This window comes from Mycobacterium simiae (assembly GCF_008370645.1).
Classification (GTDB): Bacteria; Actinomycetota; Actinomycetes; order Mycobacteriales; family Mycobacteriaceae; genus Mycobacterium; species Mycobacterium simiae_A.
Map to the genome: position 1 here is coordinate 26631 of NZ_VTZN01000018.1, position 20233 is coordinate 46863.

Here is a 20233-nt window from a genome sequence, read left to right on the forward strand (position 1 = left end):
ACGTGCGGATATCGCGTCACCACCTGCGCGGTTACCCTTATTCGGTGTCGCACGACGCCCCTGCCCGCAAGCTCGTCGGCCAGCGCGACGCCGCGCCGTCGCGCGGCAGATATTGGTGGCTGCGCTGGGTAGTCCTCGGCATCGTCGCGGTCGTGCTTGCCGTCGAGGTGGTGCTGGTCAAAGACCAGCTCGCTAAAGCCTGGGTGAGTATCTACCAGGCCAGCTGGTATTGGCTGGTCGCTGCGACGGCAGCAGCGGCCGCGTCGATGCACAGCTTCGCGCAGATCCAACGCACGCTGTTGAGATCCGCGGGCGTTCACGTCAAGCAATTGCGGTCCGAAGCCGCGTTCTATGCGGCCAACTCGCTGAGCACCACGCTTCCCGGCGGCCCGGTGTTATCGGCCACCTTCCTGCTGCGCCAGCAACGCATCTGGGGTGCCTCGACGGTGGTGGCGTCGTGGCAGCTGGTGATGTCGGGAGTCCTGCAGGCGGTCGGCCTGGCCCTGCTCGGGTTGGGCGGCGCCTTTTTCCTGGGCGCCAAAAACAACCCGTTCTCACTGCTCTTCACGCTCGGCGGTTTTGTGGCGCTGCTGCTGCTGGCCCAGGCGGTGGCGTCGCGACCGGACCTGATCGAAGGAATCGGAAATCAGGTCCTGGCCTGGGTCAATTCAATTCGCGGTAAGCCGGCCGACACCGGCGTCGCGAAGTGGCGTCAGCTGCTGATGCAGCTCGAGTCGGTCAGGTTGAGCCGGCGCGATCTGGGGGTGGCGTTCAGTTGGTCGCTGTTCAACTGGATCGCCGATGTGGCATGTCTGGGTTTCGCCGCCTACGCCGCCGGGGACCACGCCTCGGTGGCCGGGTTGACGGTCGCCTACGCTGCGGCTCGCGCAGTGGGCACCATTCCGTTGATGCCGGGCGGCTTGCTGGTCGTCGAGGCGGTCCTGGTGCCCGGCCTGGTATCGGCCGGCATGGCGCTGCCCAACGCCATCTCGGCGATGCTCATTTACCGGCTGATCAGCTGGCTACTCATTGCCGCCATCGGCTGGGTGGTGTTCTTCTTCATGTTCCGCACCGAAAAAGTCGGCGATTCCGACACCGACGACCCGCCGACCGACCCCGAACTGGGGCGCATTATCGCCGCCCAGCGCGACCACTCCGAGGACCCCGCCGAAACAGCTTTGCAGGGTCCGCTACCCCCGCCCGACCACAGTTCGGGGGCAGGGCGATAGGTCAGCGGGCATGGTTGCCTTGGCCCGGACCTGGAAGCGGCCCACTCGCTGCCGGCGGAGCCGCTCCGGCGGCCGGCAGACCCGGCAGCCCAGCGGCGCCGTGCACAGCCTGCGCCAGGGTGCGCGCCTGCGGAATCGAGACCGGCAGCTTGCACTGCGCCGCAAGCGTGCTCAGTGGTTGTGCATCCAGCCACCTCGGGCGCCGGCGCCGCCAACAACGCCTCGGCAGTGTCAGCATCGTTGCAGCTCAGCAACCAATATGGCGGCATAATTCAGCGCGCACTGCGGTAGGCTCGCGAGCACGCAGTGCGCAAGAAACACGGGGAGTACACCATCCAGCAGTTCATGATGCGCCTGAGCCGCAACCTGCGCAGATTTCGTTGGTTGGTCTTCACCGGCTGGTTGCTGGCTTTGGTGCCGGCAATTTTTTTGGCGTTGACGCAATCGGGAAATCTAACCGGCGGCGGCTTCGAGGTCGCCGGTTCGCAGTCGCTGCGGGTCCACGATGTACTCGACGCGCAGTACCCAGACCAGGGAGCCTCCGCGTTAGCGCTGGTGGCTACCCCTCGCCCCGATGCCAGCTACCAGGACATCAACGACGCGGTCGCGCAACTGCGGCAGATCGCCAGTGAATTCCCCGGTGTGTCGGAGATACCCAATCCCACGCAGCGGCCCCCACAGCCCGACCGGCCCTATGTGGTGTCGCTGCGGCTCGACGCCCGCAATGCCGGTACCAGCGACATCGCCAAGAAGCTGCGGGAACGAGTTGGGGTAACGGGTGACAAATCCGGGCAGACCGCGAATGGCAGGGTACGGCTCTACGTCATCGGACAGGGTGCGCTCAGCGCCGCCGCCGCGGCCAACACCAAACGCGACATCGCCAGCGCCGAACGCTGGAATTTGCCCATCATCTTGATCGTCTTGCTGGCCGTTTTCGGCTCGCTCGCCGCCGCGGCAATCCCACTGGCTCTGGGGGTTTGCACGGTCGTCGTCACCATGGGAGTGGTCTATCTGCTGTCCATGCACACCACCATGTCGGTGTTCGTCACCTCCACGGTATCGATGTTCGGTATCGCGCTCGCGGTCGACTACTCGCTGTTCATCCTGATGCGGTTTCGCGAGGAGCTGCGTTCCGGGCGTCGGCCACCTGAAGCCGTCGATGCCGCGATGGCCACCTCGGGACTTGCGGTGGTGCTGTCCGGCATGACCGTAATCGCCTCACTGACCGGCATTTACTTGATCAATACCCCGGCATTGCGGTCGATGGCCACCGGCGCGATTCTCGCCGTCGCCGTCGCGATGTTCACCTCGGCCACCTTGACGCCGGCGTTGCTGGCCACCTTCGCCAGGGCGGCCGCCAAGCGCTCTGCGCTGCTGCACTGGTCGCGCAAACCGGATAGCACCCCATCCCGGTTCTGGACCCGCTGGGTCAGCTGGGTGATGCGCCGGCCATGGATCACCGCCGTAGCGGCATCGATTGCGCTGCTGCTCATGGCCGCCCCGGCCGCATCGATGGTGCTGGGCAACAGCCTGCTGCGGCAATTCGACTCCGCGCACGAGATCCGGGCCGGGGTGGCCGCGGCCGGCCAGGCGCTCGGACCCGGTGCCCTGGGCCCCGTTCAGGTGCTGGTCACCTTCCCCGACGGAGGCGCCTCGACACCGGCCCACCACCAGACGATCGCCGCGATCCGGCAGCAGATGATGCAAGGGCCCCATGTTGTCTCGGTGGCGCCCGCCAAGTTCGCCGGGGACAACACCAGCGCACTGCTCAGCGCGGTGCTGTCGGTCGATCCCGAGGACATGGGCGCCCGGAACACCGTGGACTGGATGCGGACGCAGTTGCCGAAGGCGGCCGGCGGGGCACAGGTCGAGGTCGGCGGACCGACCGCGCTCATCCAGGACTTCGATGACCGGGTAGCTCAGACCCAGCCGCTGGTGCTGGCCTTCGTCGCCGTGATCGCCTTCGTGATGTTGCTCATCTCGATTCACTCGGTGTTCCTGGCGCTCAAAGGCGTCCTGATGACCCTGCTGTCGGTGGCGGCCGCCTACGGCAGCCTGGTAATGGTTTTTCAGTGGGGCTGGGCACAAAGTCTGGGCTTCCCGCAGTTGAGTTCCATCGACAGCACCGTGCCCCCGCTGGTTTTGGCGATGACGTTCGGGTTGTCGATGGACTACGAGATCTTCCTACTGACCCGCATCCGCGAACGCTTCTTACGCACAGGCCAGACCCGCGACGCCGTTGCCTACGGCGTGAGCACCAGCGCGCGCACCATTACCAGCGCTGCCCTGATCATGATCGCGGTGTTTTGCGGCTTCGCTTTCGCTGGGATGCCGCTAGTGGCCGAGATCGGCGTCGCGTGTGCCGTCGCGATTGCTGTCGACGCCACCATCGTGCGGCTGATATTGGTGCCCGCCCTGATGGCGATGTTCGCTCAGTGGAACTGGTGGCTGCCCCGGTGGCTGGCCCGGCTGCTGCCCTCGGTCGACTTCGACCGGCCGCTCCCGGAAGTGGACCTCGCTGACGTGGTGGTCATTCCCGACGACATGGCCTCCGCGATCGCACCCAGCGCGGACCTACGCATGGTGCTGAAATCGGCGGCCAAGCTCCGGCGCCTGGCCCCCGACTCGATCTGCGTCGCCGACCCGCTGGCCTTCACCGGCTGTCAGCGCTACGGCAAAGGGCCGGAACACCTACCAGAACTGGTCAAAGACGGTAAGGACACTGCTGACGTCGCCGCGCCCGTCGGCGCCACCGTCTCCGCTGACGAGCCGACTGAGAGCAACGCTCAGTTGGCTGCCCGGAAGGTCGGGCAGGCCTACCGAAGCGGCATCGCCCGGGCGATGTCGTGGGCCGAGCGGCCGGTCCATCCGGTGACCCTGTGGCGCGGCCGCCTCTCGGTCGCCCTCGACGCACTGGAGACCATCGCCGCCCAGCGCGCAGCATCCACGACCAACCGCATGCGGTATGAGCGGCGCAGCCCGGTGGAAACCACCAACGTCCAATTACCCACCGGCGACCGGCTGCTGATTCCGACCGGGGCCGAAACTTTGCGGCTCAAGGGCTACCTGATCATGAGCCGTAACAGTCGTCGCGACTACGTCGAATTTGCTGACATGGTGGACGCAATGGAGCCCGAGACCGCGGCGGTGGTGCTGGCCGGAATGGATAGGTATTACTGTTGTCAACCACCTAGAGGGCGCTGGATGGCTACGCAGCTGGTTCGCCGGCTCGCCGATCCAGTTCCGTCTGATGTCGATGATGAGTGGCCCGCAACCGATGCCAAGGCAAACTGGGAGGAGGTCAGGCAGCGCTGCCTGGCGGTGGCCGTCGCGATGTTGGAGGAGGCGAGGTGACGTTGGCAGCTGACCAGCGGCAACCTGCGCCCGCACCGCCACCGCGCCGGCCCGGCAGACAACCGAGCGGGCCGGACGCCGACCGGCCGGTGGAGTTTTGGTCAACCGCCGCGATCCGAACGGCGTTGGAGGGCGGCGACATCGCCACCTGGAAGCGCATTGCCGCCGCGCTCAAGCGCGACCCCTACGGCAGGACCGCCCGCCAGGTCGAAGAAGTCCTCGAAGGAGCGCGGCCGTACGGCATTTCCAAGGCGCTGTGGGAGGTGCTCGATCGCGCCCGGACCCACCTGGCGGCCAACGAGCGTGCTGAAGTTGCTCGTCACGTGAAGCTGCTGATGGATCGGTCCGGCTTGGGTCAGCAAGAGTTCGCGTCGCGCGTCGGCGTGCGGGTCGAGGACTTAGCCACCTATCTCGACGGCAGCGTCAGCCCGTCCGCCGCGCTGATGATTCGGATGCGGCGGCTATCCGATCGCTTCGTCCGGGTGAAAAACGCGGCGGACTCCAACTGAACGCCGAGGGAGCGACCATGGCGGCACCGCGCGGCGTGTCGCCGCCGCCAGCGCCCACTCACCGCCGCCGCTGCACACTCGGCGCCGCCGGTGCCCACTCGGCGAGCAGTGGGAAATCGCGCCTCTAGCGGGCGTTGATCGGCGTCACATCGAGCACCCGCCAGTCGCTGCCGCGCTTGATCAGGGCTATGCGCAGCGCGGGCGCAGCTTGGCTGGTGGGTTGCCCGGGCGAGTTCTGGGTAACCCGCAGGACCACGGCCACACTGGCCGCCGACGGCCCCAGTGCTTCCACCCCGGCCGACAACGTGGCGGCCTGAGCGGTGACTTTGCGCTGGGCCAGATCGGCGCTGGACTTGGCATATTGCTCTTTGAATTCTTGCGACTTTTCCGGCACCATCATCGCCGCGGCCCGTTCGGCGGAGGCGTCGGGCGCGGTCGGCGAGAACGACGCCACTGCCTCGGCCATCTCGGTGGCGACCTGTACCACCGCTCGCGAGTCCCGGTTGAAGTCGCGGTCCGGCGTCGTCCAGTGGGTGTAGCCGGTCAGCACCGCCGCCACCAGGGCGGCGGCGCACACGACGACAACGGCCAACCGCAATCCCGGAGCGTCGTCGTCGGTGCCAACTGTGACGGCGTCACGGCGAAACAGCCAAAAGTTGACAGCTACACCTTCCAGCACCAGCAGCACCAATACCGAGCACGCCGATATCCACCACCACGGCCAGCCGAGGACGAATCCGATCATCAGCAGCGCCCCGATCGTGACCAGCGGCGCCACGACGTCGAATGCGGCCAGCCGCCAGGCGTTTCTCATCGCAGTCTCATCGGACCGATGCTAAGCCGGAGATCATCAGTTTTCCGTCCACGTCGGAGACATCGATGCGCAGGCTCCAGTGCACGGTTTGCGGCTTGGCTCCAACATTTTCGGCGACCGATGTAGCTACTAGCAGCACCGAGTCGGTGCGGGTGGCAAACGGCGGCAGTTTGGTGGTCACCACCGGCCGGGCGCTGCCGCCCTGGGTATCCAGGTCGTGGTGCACGGTTTCGATCGCCACCGCCTCGATCCGGCCGCTGCTGTGCGTCTGCAACTTCTCCACCACCTGCCGGTAGGGCTGCACGGAGGCATCGAAGTCGGTGTTGAGTTGCCCAACGGTGCCGTCGTGCAGCCGTTGCAGGCTGGCGTCGATATTGCCGGCATTCATGTTGATCAGCACATCGGTCCATTCGGCCGCGGCCGCCATAACCCGAGTCAGGTAGCCACGTTCGGCAATCTCGTCACGGTGGCTCTTCCAGATAAGGACGCCGAGCACAACTGCGGCCACCGACACCAAGCCGAGAAAAGTTGAGGCGATGCCGTAGCTGGAGAACATCGCGTCGCGCGCCGAGTCGGGGCTGGAAGTGGCTGGCTGCGAGTCCACGTCGGCGTCGTCGTCTGGCATGGCCCGATCGTCGCACCCGAAACCAGGTGGAAGGATGGCGGGGTGACAGTAGAGGCCATCCGCTCGGGTATTGACCTGAGCTACGTCGACGCCGATACCCGCCCGCAAGACGACCTGTTCGGCCACGTCAATGGCCGCTGGCTGCGGGATTTCGAGATCCCCGCCGACCGGGCGACCGACGGCGCTTTCCGGCTGCTATTCGACCGAGCCGAAGAACAAGTGCGTGACCTGATCATCGAGGCCAGCGAAGCAGGCGCCACGGAGGGTACCGACGAACAGCGCATCGGCGATCTGTACGCCAGCTTCCTCGACGAAGAGGCCGTCGAGCGCGCCGGCGTGCAACCGCTGCTCGACGAACTGGCCACCATCGATGACGCCGCCGACCGCGATGCGCTGGCAGTTGTGATCGGTGCGCTGCAACGCACCGGAATGGGCGGCGGCGTCGGCCTCTACATCGACACCGACGCCAAAGACTCGACGCGTTACCTGGTGCACGTCTCGCAGGCCGGCATCGGATTACCCGACGAGTCCTACTACCGCGACGAGCAGCACACCGACGTGCTGGCCGCCTATCCGGGGCACATCGCGCGGATGTTCAGCCTGGTGTACGGGGGCGAGAGCGAAGACCACGCCGGAACCGCTGCCCGCATCCTGGCGCTGGAGTACAAACTCGCCGCCGCGCACTGGGATGTGGTCAAGCGGCGCGACGCCGAGCTCACCTACAACCTGCGCACCTTCGCGGAGCTGCAAACCGAGGGGGCGGGCTTCGACTGGGCCGGCTGGGTGGCCGCGCTGGGCAGCACTCCGGAGGCAGTATCCGAACTGGTTGTGCGCCAACCTGATTACCTCACCGCCTTCGCCCAGTTGTGGGCCGGCGAAGATCTCGAAGACTGGAAGCGCTGGGCGCGCTGGCGTTTGATCCGCGCCCGCGCTCCCTGGCTGACCCGTGAACTCGTGGCAGCAGATTTCGACTTCTACGGCCGCAGGTTGACCGGCGCCGAGCAAATCCGCGACCGCTGGAAGCGGGCGGTGGCGCTGGTGGAGGGCCTGATCGGCGACGCAGTTGGAAAGCTCTATGTGCAAAGGCATTTCCCGCCGGGCGCCAAGGCCCGCATCGACGCGCTGGTGCACAACCTGCAGGAGGCATACCGGATCAGCATCAGCGAACTGGACTGGATGACTCCGCCGACCCGGCAACGCGCGCTGACCAAGCTCGACCAATTCACCGCCAAGGTCGGCTATCCGGTCACGTGGCGGGACTACTCGAAGCTGGTGATCGACCGCGACGATCTTTACGGCAACTACCAGCGCGGGTATGCGGTCAATCACGACCGCGAGCTTGCCAAGCTCGGTGGTCCGGTGGACCACGACGAGTGGTTCATGACACCGCAGACAGTCAATGCCTACTACAACCCGGGCATGAATGAAATCGTCTTTCCGGCAGCGATTTTGCAGCCACCGTTCTTCGACGCCGAGGCTGACGATGCGGCCAATTACGGCGGGATCGGCGCGGTGATCGGACACGAGATTGGGCACGGCTTCGACGACCAGGGCGCCAAATACGACGGTGACGGTAACCTGGTCGACTGGTGGACTGATAGCGATCGCACCGAATTCGCCTCCCGCACAACGGCATTGATCGAGCAATACGAGCAGTACACGCCGCGCGCACTCGACAGCAGCCACCACGTGAATGGCGCATTCACCGTCGGGGAGAACATCGGCGACTTGGGTGGGCTGTCCATTGCCCTGTTGGCCTACCAGCTCTCGCTGAACGGCCAGCCGGCACCGGTTCTCGACGGCCTCACCGGTGTGCAGCGGGTATTCTTCGGCTGGGCTCAGGTATGGCGTACCAAATCCCGTGAGGCTGAGGCGATCCGGCGGCTCGCGGTCGACCCGCATTCACCGCCGGAGTTCCGGTGCAACGGCGTCATCCGCAACATCGACGCGTTCTACGACGCCTTCGACGTCACCGAGGACGACGAGCTGTTCCTGGACCCGGCGAGCCGGGTCCAGATCTGGAACTAGTTCGGCACGCCAGCTACCGCGGCGCCTTTCACCGGCGCATGGCCCAGCGGTGGGCCGTTACTGGAAGAAACCTGACAGGGTGGTGCCGGTGTTGTAGCCACCCGAGTTGAGAAGGCCCGAGTTCGCCACGCCCGAGTTGTTGCTGCCCACGTTTGCGATGCCCGCGTTGGCGCCGCCCGTGTTGAATATGCCCGCGTTGAAGGCTCCGAAGAGGCCTTGGGCAACGTTACCGATGCCTGCGCTGCCCTGGCCCGAATTGTTGAAACCCGAGTTACCGGTACCGAGGGCAACCGGCTGCCGGTTCTGGAAGCCGGAGCTGCTGTCGCCGGAGTTGTTGAAGCCCGAGCTACCGCTGCCCGTGTTACCGAAGCCCGAGTTTGGGCCACTTTGGCCGACCGCGCTGCCGATACCGGTGTTCAGGTTGCCCGCGTTGGCGAGGCCGGTATTGATGCTCCCCGCGTTAAAGAAGCCCGTGTTGATGCTCCCCGCGTTGAAGTCGCCGGTGTTGATGTCACCCGAGTTGAAGCTGCCGGTGTTCACGAAGCCCGAGTTTCCCGAGCCCACGTTCACGTCGCCCGCGTTTCCGAAGCCCATATTAACGCCGCCCCCGTTCCCGACACCGAAGTTGCCACTGCCTGCGTTGCCGAATCCGGTATTGATGGGGCCCGCGTTCCAAGCGCCCGTATTGGTGTCACCCGAGTTCGCGAAGCCGAAGTTGCGATCACCGGAGTTAAAGAAGCCCACATTGTTGTTGCCCGAGTTGAAGAAACCAATATTGTTGTCGCCCGAGTTCCCGAAGCCCATGTTTCCGGTGCCGGAGTTCAGCATGCCAATGCCCATCAAGTTGTCGCCGGTGAGCCCAAAGCCGATGTTGTTGTTGCCGTTGTTACCGAAGCCGAGGTTGTTGGTCCCGACGTTTCCGAAACCGACGTTCGACGAGCCGTTGTTCCCGCTACCCATGTTGCCGTTACCGGTGTTTCCGCTGCCCAGGTTCTGGCTTCCCGCGTTGCCGCTACCGACGTTTGCGTCGCCAATGTTTCCGCTGCCGAAGTTTCGGCTACCGATGTTTCCGTTACCGATGTTCTGGTTGCCAAGGGCGCCGAGCGTCGTGTTTCCGTTTCCGCTGCCCAGATTGAAGCTGCCGTTGTTTCCGCTGCCCAGGTTTGTATTGCCGACGTTGCCGCCGCCGAAATTGGTATCGCCGGTATTTCCGCCGCCCAGATTCGTATTGCCGAAGTTTCCGCTGCCGAAATTGTAATTGCCCCTGTTTCCGCTGCCCAGATTGAGGCTGCCGATATTTCCGATACCCAGATTCAGGGCCGGGACGCTGATCGCCTGTGCGGCGGCCGCGAGCGCGGTAACGGGAGGCGGGGCAGCCACCGAGCCGGGCAAGGCTTGCATCGCCCGCTGCCACGGCGCCAACTGCGCCGCCACCGCCGACGCTCCACGGTAATAGCTCACCATCGCCGCCACATCTTGGGCCCACAATCGTTCATAGTCGGCCTCAGCCGCCGCGATTCCCGGAGCGTTTAGCCCAAACACGTTCGAGATCACCAGCGACACCAGTTGATTCCGGTTGGCCGCCACCACCCACGGATGCACGGTGGCCGCACGCGCAGCCTCATAGACTGCGCCCATCGCCTTGGCCCCAGCGGCCGCGCCCCCGGCCCGCGCCGCCGCGGCACTCAACCAACTCAGGTACCGGCCAGCCACATCCGCCATCGCCGCCGAGGCCGCACCCTGCCACATCCCGTCCGCCAACCCCGCGGTCACTGACGAAAACGCGGCCGCCGCCACACCCAACTCGGCGGCCAACTCATCCCAGGCCGCCGAGGCCGCCAGCATCGGAGCAGACCCCGCACCCGCATACATCCGTGCCGAATTAACCTCCGGCGGCAAGACGATGAAGTCCATCACACCTATCCTTTGCCAGCTGGGTTTCCACGGCGCGCGACCGCCGCGCAGTGGCTGTTAAACACCAACGAAGGCGGCCCACCCACAGCCCGGTTTCCGCAGGTATGACCGCCCGGGCACCGCACGTGCGTCGGGAACGCATCACCGGCGCCATTCCCGCCGCCGTCACCGCAGCTACCATTTCGCGCCTCCCGCCAAGATGCTCGGATGACTGGCGGATCGGTCGAGCAACTTGGCAACGAACAAACTCTATGGCAAACGCGACACAGTATCCCCGTTTCCGCCAATCTGCAGTACGGAAGTTCCCCGCCGCCGGCTCACAACCACCACACCGACCCGCCCGGAAACCTCGGCAATGTCGCGGCCTGCTACGACGCTCTGTTCCTGGGGCCGGGCCCAGCGGCTGGGGCACCCTTCGCGCGAGCAGACGCAGAATCGCATAATTTGCCCGCTAGACGTGCGATTCTGCGTCTGCTCGGCACGCTTCGATGCGCGCCGGGACGTGCTTGTGCCACGGCGTGCCGGCGTAGGGGTCGCGCCATCCAGTAGACGTGAGCGCGTTAGGTGCGACGCCCGGAATGACGGTGCGTCCCTCGCCGTCGATGTAATCGAGCCCAAAACCGTTGGGCAGGGCGGCATGTCCAGCCAGCATCGTCTCGGTGATCTCGACGGTTGCCTCGGCGGTCCCCGCCGCCGTGGTGATGCGGGCCCGGCCGCCGTCGATGAGTCCGAGGTCTTGGGCGTCTTCGACGCTGACCCGCAGCGCCCCGTCAGCATCGCGCTTACGCCAGGACGGATCACGGAAGATGTCGTTGGCGGTATAGGCGCGGCGTTCACCCACCGAGAGCACGATCGGCAATTCCGCGCTGGTCAGCCGTGCCGGCGTCCGGGTCAATGCCCTTATCTCATCCAGCATTTCGGGCATTTCCAGCGCGATCTTGTGATCGGAGTGGCCGATCAGCGTGAAGTCGTCCTCGTAGTTGTGCGCGGTAAACGTGACTCCCGACGGGCTGTTGAGGATCGCGTCGAACAACGCGTTGCCATCCGCGTGGCCGGCGCGGCGGACGGCCTCGGGATAGGTCATCGCGGTCTTCTGGGCAAGCCCCCACAGCGCGGCGGTGCCGGCTAGCCCGTCCGGCAGCGTGGGACCCAGTGTTTCGTACAGCACATACGGAAGCAGTTTCGCCACAGTCGGATTGGAGCCCACCGCACCAAGGAACGCTGCCGTGTACGCCTCACGGCCTTGCTGCGCGGCTTCGCGCAGCGGCCGCAGATCTGCGTCCGCGACGACCCCGAGTGCGCGCACCAGCCGCGCCCAGATCTCGGGTTCGGGCAAGGTTCCAGGCAGCGCTTCGAGTAGCGGCCTGCGCAGCTGAAAACCGTTGTGCGGGAACTCGAAATTGAAGAAGGTGGCTTCCGGCTTCTCGAACTGAGAGGCGGCCGGCAATACGTAGTGGGCAAGCCTGGCGGTCTCGGTCATCGCGACGTCGACGACTACCATCAGTTCCAGCGCTTGAAACGCCTCCCGGCACGCTGTCGAATCCGCGAGCGAATGAGCCGGATTGCCACTTTCGACAATCATTGCGCGGAACCGGTCCGGGTGGTCAGTCAGAATCTCTTCGGGGACGGCATTGGCCGGAATCAACCCGGCAATGATGGGCGCACCCGTGACGGGCGTGCGGCCCGAGACGGTGCTAAACAGCGGCGCAAAGGACGAATGCAGGTGCTGGCCGCCCTTTTTCGCAAAGTTGCCGGTGAGGATCCACAGCATCTTGTTCAGATAGGAGCACACGGTGCTGTTGGGCGCCTGCTGAATCCCGAGGTCTTCGAACACCGACACACTGGCGGCGGTTCCGATGCGCCGCGCCGCCGCGCGCAGCAACTCCTCGTCAACGCCGCACCGCTGCGCGTAGTCGGCGACCGGGACTTCGCGTAGGACCGCGCGCACCGCGTCGACACCGTGCACGTGCTCGGTGAGAAATACTTCGTTGCAAAGGTTCTCCTGCACCAGCACGGCGGCCAGCGCCGCCAGGCACCAGGCGTCGGAGCCGGGCCGCACCCGAAGGTGGAAGTCCGCCATCTTCGCAGTGTCGGTAATGACGGGATCGATCACGATCATCGACCGGGCTGGATCCTTGGCAATCTCGTTGAGCACCACCCGGGCTCGCGGGAAGCTCTGCGACATCCACGGGTTCTTTCCGACAAATACCGACACTTCCGCGTGCTCGAATTCGCCCCGGGTGTGACCGGCGTACAGCTGAGCGTCAACCCACGCTTCGCCAGTCTTCTCCTGCGCCAACGCGTTTGATCGGTAGCGCGAACCTAGGGCCTTTAGGAACGCGCCGCTGTAGGCACCGCCAAGGTGGTTACCCTGTCCGCCGCCGCCGTAGTAGAAGATCTTGTCGCCCCCGTATGTATCGCGGATACGCTTGAATCCCTCGGCGATCTCGACAATCGCGGTGTCCCAGTCGATTTCTTCGTATGTCCCGTCTGCGCGGCGGCGCATCGGAGAGGTCAGTCGAGCGCGGTTGTTCTGGTAGTGATCCAGGCGTAGCGCCTTGTTGCAGGTGTAACCCTGCGAGCCCGGATGCTGTTTGTCGCCGCGAATGCGAGCAAGTCTGCGGCCTTCGACTTGCACGACGATGCCGCAGTTGCATTCGCACAGGATGCAGGCCGTGTGCTGCCATTCAGTGGTGGTCATCGCGGGTTCCTTTCCGGCAGGTGAGCCAGCAGCAAGGTGCGCAGCTGGTTGTGCATGGCATCAAGGGGCGTCAGGTCACGCCGCACCCGGGCTAGCAGCAGGGCGCCCTCGAGGGTCGATGTCGCCACCACCGCCAGCTCGTAGGCCTGGTCCGAAGCTATGCCGTCGGCGACGAACCGCTGGGCGAGCAGATCGCACCAGCGTTCGAACACCGCCGCCGCATGTTCGATCACCGGGGCCATCCGCTCGCTGTCGGACCCCTCCCCGGCCTCGACCGACACGGCTGCGATAGGACAGCCTGCTCGAAAGTCACTGGCCAGCAGCTGGTCACGGTATTTTTCGGTCAGGATATCCAGCAATTCGAGGCCGCCGTCCGCCTCGGTAATGATCGTCGCGACGTACTCACCGGCATAGTCCACCGCTTCACATAGCAGCTGGGTCCGTCCGCCGGGGAAATAGTGGTAGGCCGACCCGCGCGGCGCACCGCTGTGCTGGAGCACATCGGAGATCGCGGTGGCATGAGCACCGCGCTCGCGGATCAGCAGTGCCGCCGACACCACCATCCGTTGACGTGGGCTTCCCATCAGCCGCTCCTCGATGCCTAACGCCCGGTCTATGTATGTTGCTATACATAGCAGCCGGGAAGCAAGGCCCGCAGCGATCTAAGCAGGGATTCCTAGGCGGGCAGAGGCGACGATGAGCTATCGCCAGGCGCGCCTGCCCGGGCGTTGCAGCTGCTAAATCTGCCAGTCCTGCGCGCCGTCGTTCTTGGTGTAAGTCCCGACGGAGTTCTTTACGACGATGGGATCACCGCTGCCGAAGTTGTCGTAGAACCACTTGGCGTTGGCGGGGCCCAGGTTGATGCAGCCGTGGCTGACGTCGCGCCTACCCTGGTCGGCCACCGACCACGGCGCGCTGTGCACGAAGTTTCCACTGTTGTCGATGCGGACGGCATCGGAGACGGTCACCTTGTAGCCCTGCGGCGAGTTGACCGGGACACCGTAGGTTGAGGAGTCCATCACCACGGTAGGCATTTTCTCCAGCACGTAGTAGGTGCCGTTGGGGGTCTGATGGTTACCCGCCGCCATTCCCATCGACATCGGGAAGGTCTTCTCCACCACGCCGTTGCGGGTGATCGTCATCTGATGGGTGGCATCGTCGGCGGTGGCCACCAGCGCATCACCGGTACGGAAGCTCGACTTGGTGCCGGCCGCATCGATGTTGACCGCGGTATTGGCCGGCCAGAACTGCAGCGGGCGCCAGCGGACCTGCGTCGGGCTCATCCAGTAGAACTTGCCGGGCACCGGCGGAATCGACGAGATATGGATGGCGCTTTCGGCCATCGGCTGGTCGGCGATGGGCACTTGGAAGTTGATGATGATCGGCTTGGCCACCCCGACCATCGCGCCGTTGACCGGGTTGAACGTCGGCGGCCGGAACGGCGGCTGACCGGTAAAAGGCGTCGGATCCTGACCGGCAACCGGGCCAGCTGCCAACGGTATCGGCGCCGGATCAGCCGGCGGCGCCAGCGGGTCAGGCAGCGGCGGCAACGCCAACGGTTCGGACGACGGTTCAGCCGGTGCCACCACCGCCGGATCGCCGGGCGCCTCATCAGGATCCGCAACGGCAGGACCGGCGCCCAGCATCAGCACAGCCGCCACCCCGGCCGCGTTCGCAGCGGCAACAAGGCTTCCCCTAGTGCGGCCTCTCGTCCAGCACGACATAACGCTTACCCTCCGGTCGCTCCGGTCACGTTCTTCGACCCAGCCCAGTGTGGCACAGCGCCGCGGCTCAGCACCCATTCGGCGACCGCTCACGAGCCCGCGTGACGCCCAGTTCACATCGCTGACGTGCAACGTTACTGAACGTGTGACGTTTCGCCCGCAGCCGGAGCCGGGGCCTCAAACACGTGCCGGGAAGCCGTCATCGCCACCAACGCCGCGCCCATCAAACCGGCCGATGCGGTGAGCATCATCGCCACACTGCGCTCGTACAACAGCCCACCCGCCAGCGAGCCGGCCATGATGCCCACCTGAAACGCGGTCACGTACAGGCCAGAGGCACCGTCGGGATCGTCGGCCGCGGTGCGCATGGCCGCGGACTGCAGCAGCAGCGACACGGCAGTGGCCGCGGCACCCCAGAGCACAATGGCGCCGGTCCCAACGACCAGCGTCGTCACCGGCGCGCGGTGACCGCCGAACGCCAGCACCGTCAGCACCACGAACGCCGCGGTCAGTCCGGCGGTGCAGAAAATAACGGTGCGCTTCGGGCGGCGGTCCAATGGGCGCGCCACCAGGCCCACCGAGATCACACCGGCAAAGCCGTAGGCGGCCAGCAGCCAGGCCACATTCGGCCCATGCACCCCGACGACGTGCCGGACGATCTCCACAATGTAGGTGTAGGAGACGAAGTGGCCGGTGACGCCAACCATGGTGATCAGGCTGACGATGATTAGCGCTCGATTGCGGTGGTGACGTGAGCGCCGGCCTACGAATTGCAGCTGGTCGGCGCTGAGCACTAGCTCGGGCAGCAGCAACCGGGCCACGACGGTCACGATGGCCGCCGCGACCGTGATGCATATCGCTGCCAGCCGCCAACCCCACATCAGGCTCAGCGCAGCCGTCAGTGGGCTGCCCACTACCAGCGCCAGGCTCGTTCCGACGTAGATCGCGGTAGTGGCGCGCCCGGCGTGACTAGACGGCACCAGCCGGGTGGCAATCGGGGCGATGACCGACCACAGCAAACCGTGCGTGACCGCGCACAGCACCCGCCCGGCGGCCAGCACCGCGAAGTTAGGCGCGACCGCCGAAATCAACTGTGAGATGGTCAGAAATACCAGGCTGACCACCAGGGCGCGGCGACGCGGCCAGTGCGCGGTCCATCGCACCAGCGGGACCGTCGTCAGCGCCGCGACCAAGGCATACCAGGACAGCAAGGTCCCAACCAGGACGACGCTGATGTTCAAATTCCGCGCGATCGCCGCGAGCGCACCGACCGGCAGGATCTCGGCGGTGACGTAGATGAAGGCCGCGGCGGCCAGCACAGTCAGCTGCGCAGCGATCCGTGGCGTCCACGTTCGCGCGGCTGCGGCAACGGTTCGGGTCTCTGCAGTCATGGTGTTGGCTTCTATTGGCCGCGAATCGCCGGCGCACCGCTGTAGTGCGCCGCGCCGATTGCGCTGCATTCACCGTAGCCACCGCCTCGACGCCTTTACACATATCGGCGTGTCAACACGCCCACATGCTCAAGAACGCACGAGTCGTGCAATAGCCGCGGAGGCTTCGGCGAGCTTGCTGTCGGCCTCGGTACTGCCCTCGGCCACCGCACGGGTGACGCAGTGATTCAGATGCTCGTCGAGCAGGTTCAGCGCCACCGACCGCAGGGCACTGTTGACCGCGCTGATCTGGGTGAGAACATCGATGCAGTACTTGTCCTCCTCGATCATGCGCGCGATCCCGCGCACCTGACCCTCGATGCGGCGCAGCCGCTTGGCATAATTGTCTTTCTGCTGCGCATACCCGTAGCCGGTTGTCATGGTTCTCCCAAACGATCGAAACGCCCCAATCCGGCACGAATCTCCGATCGGGCTGTTGCCATTGATCTTACCTCATACCCCAACGGGGTATGAGGTCGCTGATTTTGGCGCCGGTGGCGGCGCGAGCATACTTGGACGATGCCCGAACCCGATATCAAGCCCCGCAGTCGTGATGTCACCGACGGTCTGGAAAAGACCGCTGCCCGCGGCATGCTCCGCGCGGTAGGGATGGTGGACGAAGACTTCGCGAAGGCTCAGATCGGCGTCGCATCGTCGTGGAACGAAATCACCCCGTGCAACCTCCCACTGGACCGGCTGGCGAAGGCGGTGAAGGAGGGGGTGTTCGCCGCCGGCGGCTATCCCCTCGAGTTCTGCACGATCTCGGTCTCCGACGGCATCTCGATGGGCCACGAGGGCATGCACTTCTCGCTGGTGTCGCGAGAGGTGATCGCCGACAGCGTCGAAACCGTGGTCCAGGCCGAGAGATTCGACGGCTCGGTGCTGTTGGCCGGATGCGACAAGTCGCTGCCCGGAATGCTGATGGCCGCGGCACGCCTGGACCTGGCGGCGGTGTTCCTCTACGCGGGCTCGATTTTGCCCGGGCGAGTCAAGCTCTCCGACGGCAGCGAGCGCGAAGTCACCATTATCGACGCGTTCGAGGCGGTGGGCGCATGCGCCCGCGGCTTGATGCCGCGGGAGGATGTCGACGCGATCGAGCGGGCCATCTGCCCGGGCGAAGGCGCGTGCGGTGGCATGTACACCGCCAACACCATGGCCAGCGCCGCCGAGGCAATGGGCATGTCGTTACCGGGCAGTGCGGCGCCGCCGGCCACCGACCGCCGCCGCGACGGGTTCGCGCGCCGCAGCGGTCAGGCCGTCATGGAACTGCTGCGCCGCGGCATCACCGCGCGCGACATCCTCACCAAGGAGGCTTTTGAGAATGCCATCGCAGTAGTGATGGCATTCGGCGGCTCCACCAACGCGGTGCTGCACCTGCCGGCCATCGCCCACGAAGCCGGCGTCGCGCTCTCGCTCGACGACTTCAACCGGATCGGCTCGCGGGTGCCGCATTTAGCTGACGTCAAGCCGTTCGGCCGCCACGTCATGTCCCACGTCGATCACATCGGCGGGGTGCCGGTCGTTATGAAAGCACTGCTGGATGCCGGTCTGCTACACGGCGACTGCCTGACAGTGACCGGCCAGACCGTGGCCGAGAACCTGGCCGCCATCGCCCCACCAGATCCGGACGGCAAGGTACTGCGCGCGCTTAACAATCCGATCCACTCGACCGGAGGGATCACCATTTTGCGCGGTTCGCTGGCACCCGATGGCGCGGTGGTCAAGACAGCAGGTTTCGACTCCCAGGTCTTCGAAGGTGTGGCACGGGTTTTCGACGGAGAGCGGGCCGCGTTGGATGCCCTCGAAGACGGCACCATCAGTAGCGGCGATGCGGTGGTCATCCGGTACGAAGGCCCCAAAGGCGGCCCCGGGATGCGTGAGATGCTGGCCATCACCGGTGCCATCAAAGGCGCGGGACTGGGCAAGGACGTGCTGTTGCTGACCGATGGCCGGTTCTCGGGTGGAACGACCGGCCTGTGCGTGGGCCACATCGCGCCGGAAGCGGTCGACGCCGGACCGGTCGCCTTCCTGCGCGACGGCGACCGGATCCGCCTCGACGTCGCCGCCCGCACTCTTGACGTGCTGGCCGATCCGGCCGAATTTGCGGCCCGGCAGCAGGATTTCGCTCCGCCACCGCCGCGCTACCAGACCGGCGTACTGGCCAAGTACGTCAAGCTGGTCGGCTCCGCCGCGGGCGGCGCGGTCTGCGGATAGCCCCCAACCCTGGCCGGGCGAACCGGCCAGGACCTGCAATCCCTCATCGCTGAGCGGGATTCGAGACTACGAGGGTCGGGCCGCGGCTCGCGTGCGCATCCCGAAGTAGGCGGCGGTGAAGCCCAAGGCAGCCACCACCCCACCGGCGATGAGGTGCGACCACATCATGCCGGCGGTCATCGTGACGCCCTGAAGAATCCACGGCGAGAAGAAGATCCAAACGCCGAGCACCGGTAGGGTCCAGGTCATGCCGTGGGTGCGGTCCAGCGCCGAGGCGAACCCATAGGCCAAAACTGCGACCGCGATCCCGGCGATGAGATCGCAGCCGGCCAGGTGTCTCATGGCCTCGAACCCCACAATCCATGGCGACGCGGCCACATACAGCCCGGTCAGCAGCGCCAACCCAAAGGTGAATTGCGCTCGCGCCGACTCCGCGTCGCGGTCGTAGCTAGCGCGCAGAGCCAACAAATCGGGGTGGTGATCAATTGATGAATGGACTGTACTCATTTTGCAACCTTTCTGTTATGCGGCAGGCTTTTTGGGCATACCGCAACCCATCCAGCTGCTCTCAGACTACGCTTGGTCGCGAAGAGTCAGCAAAGAAAATTAGCCGTCAACTAGCCCGGACACAGAGCGATGTTGACCAGTGCCGCCGGGCATTTCTGGCCCGCGCACAGCGCCCATGTCATACCATTCGGGCAATCCATCGCTCGGCGCATTCCCGGCGATGGTCGTCGCGAGTACAGCGAGGTGCCCGATGGTGTACGTACTTGTCTCACCGGAAACCATGGCCTCGGTAGCCGCCGATGTGCAACGTATCGGCGCGCTGCTGATCAAAGGAAACGCCGCGGCGGCAAGCGCGACGACGACTGTGGTCAGCGCAGCGGCCGACGAAGTGTCGGCAGCAATCGCAGGGTTGTTCTCCCAGCACGCAATGGAATATCAGGTGCTGGCCGCGCGCGCAGCGGGGTTTCATGACCGGTTCACCAACACCATGTTGGCCAGTGCGAATTCGTATGCATCCGCCGAAGCCGCCAACGCGCTGGACGGCCTGCTCGGGGTGGTCAACGCGCCCACCCAAGCACTGCTGGGGCGTCCGCTGATCGGTAACGGCGCCAACGGGACAACGGTCAATGGTGTGGGGACGCCGGGCGGGCCGGGCGGCATCTTGTACGGCAGCGGCGGCAACGGTGGGGCCAGCACGAATCCGGGAACGCCGGGCGGCGCCGGCGGGTCTGCCGGCCTCATCGGAAACGGCGGCGCGGGCGGGATAGGCGGGCCTGGCGGCACCGGTGGCGCCGGCGGCAACGCCGGTTTTCTACTCGGCGCCGGCGGCGCCGGTGGCGCCGGTGGCGCCGGAACTATCGGTGCGGCCGGCGCCGCTGGCGGCAGCGGCGGTGATGGCGGCGCCGGCGGGAGTGCCAGTTTGTTCGGCGCCGCCGGGGCCGGCGGGATCGGCGGGGCCGGCGGGGCCGGCGGCCCGGGCTTGGCCGGCCAAAACGGCGGCGCCGGTGGGGCCGGTGGTCAGGGCGGCGTCGGTGGCACTGCCGGGCTGTTCGGCCACGGCGGTGTCGGCGGCGACGGCGGCGCCGGCGGCATCGGGGGCACCGGCGGTACGGGGTTGCCTGCTGGGGAGAACGACCCTGCGGGTCGCGGCGGCAGTGGCGGCGCCGGCGGCGACGCCGGTGCCG

General features: G+C 65.9%; 15 protein-coding genes. 6 read left to right on the top strand and 9 right to left on the bottom strand.

The window, feature by feature from the left end; translation table 11 throughout:
- Positions 1-44 precede the first annotated feature (44 nt).
- The 3 genes from F0Q45_RS05150 to F0Q45_RS05160 all read left to right on the top strand — a co-directional run bounded on the left by F0Q45_RS05150 (position 45) and on the right by F0Q45_RS05160 (position 5092).
- Positions 45-1229, top strand: coding sequence for a lysylphosphatidylglycerol synthase transmembrane domain-containing protein (locus tag F0Q45_RS05150; RefSeq protein WP_149652912.1), 1185 nt, complete (start codon positions 45-47; stop codon positions 1227-1229).
- A 345-nt stretch (positions 1230-1574) separates the two neighbouring features.
- Positions 1575-4583 (top strand): MMPL family transporter, encoded by a 3009-nt coding sequence (locus tag F0Q45_RS05155; protein ID WP_149652928.1) that lies wholly within the window; start codon positions 1575-1577, stop codon positions 4581-4583.
- On the top strand, positions 4580-5092 hold the full coding sequence (locus F0Q45_RS05160) for an XRE family transcriptional regulator (RefSeq protein ID WP_149652913.1): 513 nt from the start codon (positions 4580-4582) through the stop codon (positions 5090-5092). Before F0Q45_RS05155 ends, F0Q45_RS05160 begins: the two co-directional genes overlap by 4 nt.
- 124 nt (positions 5093-5216) lie before the next feature.
- Here the strand turns inward: F0Q45_RS05160 and F0Q45_RS05165 are convergent, their stop codons facing one another.
- Positions 5217-5906: a hypothetical protein gene (locus tag F0Q45_RS05165; RefSeq protein WP_149652914.1), complete on the bottom strand. Its 690-nt coding sequence runs from the start codon at positions 5904-5906 to the stop codon at positions 5217-5219.
- A gap of 7 nt (positions 5907-5913) precedes the next feature.
- Positions 5914-6531 (bottom strand): hypothetical protein, encoded by a 618-nt coding sequence (locus F0Q45_RS05170; protein WP_149652915.1) that lies wholly within the window; start codon positions 6529-6531, stop codon positions 5914-5916.
- Between the two features lie 42 nt (positions 6532-6573).
- Between F0Q45_RS05170 and F0Q45_RS05175 the strand changes: the two genes are divergently transcribed.
- Complete coding sequence (locus tag F0Q45_RS05175; protein WP_149652916.1) at positions 6574-8559, top strand: M13 family metallopeptidase; 1986 nt, start codon at positions 6574-6576, stop codon at positions 8557-8559.
- Positions 8560-8616: 57 nt separating this feature from the next.
- Here F0Q45_RS05175 and F0Q45_RS05180 read toward each other — a convergent pair whose 3' ends face one another.
- From F0Q45_RS05180 to F0Q45_RS05205, 6 genes are all read right to left on the bottom strand, one after another.
- Positions 8617-10473 carry a PPE family protein gene (locus F0Q45_RS05180; RefSeq protein ID WP_149652917.1) on the bottom strand — a complete coding sequence of 619 codons (1857 nt, stop codon included), beginning with the start codon at positions 10471-10473 and terminating at the stop codon, positions 8617-8619.
- Between the two features lie 451 nt (positions 10474-10924).
- On the bottom strand, positions 10925-13174 hold the full coding sequence (locus F0Q45_RS05185; protein WP_149652918.1) for a molybdopterin-dependent oxidoreductase: 2250 nt from the start codon (positions 13172-13174) through the stop codon (positions 10925-10927).
- Entirely contained in the window at positions 13171-13758 is a 588-nt protein-coding gene (locus F0Q45_RS05190; protein WP_149652919.1) for a TetR/AcrR family transcriptional regulator, read from the bottom strand. The genes F0Q45_RS05185 and F0Q45_RS05190 overlap by 4 nt, the downstream gene beginning before the upstream one ends.
- 153 nt (positions 13759-13911) lie before the next feature.
- Entirely contained in the window at positions 13912-14898 is a 987-nt protein-coding gene (locus tag F0Q45_RS05195; protein ID WP_149652920.1) for a L,D-transpeptidase, read from the bottom strand.
- A gap of 134 nt (positions 14899-15032) precedes the next feature.
- Positions 15033-16289: an MFS transporter gene (locus F0Q45_RS05200; protein ID WP_149652921.1), complete on the bottom strand. Its 1257-nt coding sequence runs from the start codon at positions 16287-16289 to the stop codon at positions 15033-15035.
- A gap of 129 nt (positions 16290-16418) precedes the next feature.
- On the bottom strand, positions 16419-16709 hold the full coding sequence (locus F0Q45_RS05205; RefSeq protein ID WP_149652922.1) for a metal-sensitive transcriptional regulator: 291 nt from the start codon (positions 16707-16709) through the stop codon (positions 16419-16421).
- Positions 16710-16847: 138 nt separating this feature from the next.
- Here F0Q45_RS05205 and ilvD point away from each other — a divergent pair, with 138 nt between their 5' ends.
- Positions 16848-18542, top strand: a complete 1695-nt coding sequence (gene ilvD / locus F0Q45_RS05210) for a dihydroxy-acid dehydratase (RefSeq protein ID WP_149652923.1) — start codon at positions 16848-16850, stop codon at positions 18540-18542.
- A gap of 66 nt (positions 18543-18608) precedes the next feature.
- On the opposite strand, the gene F0Q45_RS05215 is transcribed toward ilvD, so the two are convergent.
- Positions 18609-19049 carry an SPW repeat protein gene (locus F0Q45_RS05215; protein WP_149652924.1) on the bottom strand — a complete coding sequence of 147 codons (441 nt, stop codon included), beginning with the start codon at positions 19047-19049 and terminating at the stop codon, positions 18609-18611.
- A 250-nt stretch (positions 19050-19299) separates the two neighbouring features.
- Here F0Q45_RS05215 and F0Q45_RS05220 point away from each other — a divergent pair.
- A partial coding sequence (locus F0Q45_RS05220) for a PE family protein (RefSeq protein WP_149652925.1) occupies positions 19300-20233 on the top strand: 934 nt, incomplete at its 3' end.

Coding starts and splice junctions, on each gene's coding strand:
- F0Q45_RS05185 (WP_149652918.1), bottom strand. CDS start 13,174: ATGACCACCACTGAATGGCAGCACACGGCCTGCATCCTGTGCGAATGC.
- F0Q45_RS05190 (WP_149652919.1), bottom strand. CDS start 13,758: ATGGGAAGCCCACGTCAACGGATGGTGGTGTCGGCGGCACTGCTGATC.
- F0Q45_RS05155 (WP_149652928.1), top strand. CDS start 1,575: ATGATGCGCCTGAGCCGCAACCTGCGCAGATTTCGTTGGTTGGTCTTC.
- F0Q45_RS05200 (WP_149652921.1), bottom strand. CDS start 16,289: ATGACTGCAGAGACCCGAACCGTTGCCGCAGCCGCGCGAACGTGGACG.
- F0Q45_RS05165 (WP_149652914.1), bottom strand. CDS start 5,906: ATGAGAAACGCCTGGCGGCTGGCCGCATTCGACGTCGTGGCGCCGCTG.
- ilvD (WP_149652923.1), top strand. CDS start 16,848: ATGCCCGAACCCGATATCAAGCCCCGCAGTCGTGATGTCACCGACGGT.
- F0Q45_RS05195 (WP_149652920.1), bottom strand. CDS start 14,898: ATGTCGTGCTGGACGAGAGGCCGCACTAGGGGAAGCCTTGTTGCCGCT.
- F0Q45_RS05180 (WP_149652917.1), bottom strand. CDS start 10,473: ATGGACTTCATCGTCTTGCCGCCGGAGGTTAATTCGGCACGGATGTAT.
- F0Q45_RS05215 (WP_149652924.1), bottom strand. CDS start 19,049: ATGAGTACAGTCCATTCATCAATTGATCACCACCCCGATTTGTTGGCT.
- F0Q45_RS05170 (WP_149652915.1), bottom strand. CDS start 6,531: ATGCCAGACGACGACGCCGACGTGGACTCGCAGCCAGCCACTTCCAGC.
- F0Q45_RS05205 (WP_149652922.1), bottom strand. CDS start 16,709: ATGACAACCGGCTACGGGTATGCGCAGCAGAAAGACAATTATGCCAAG.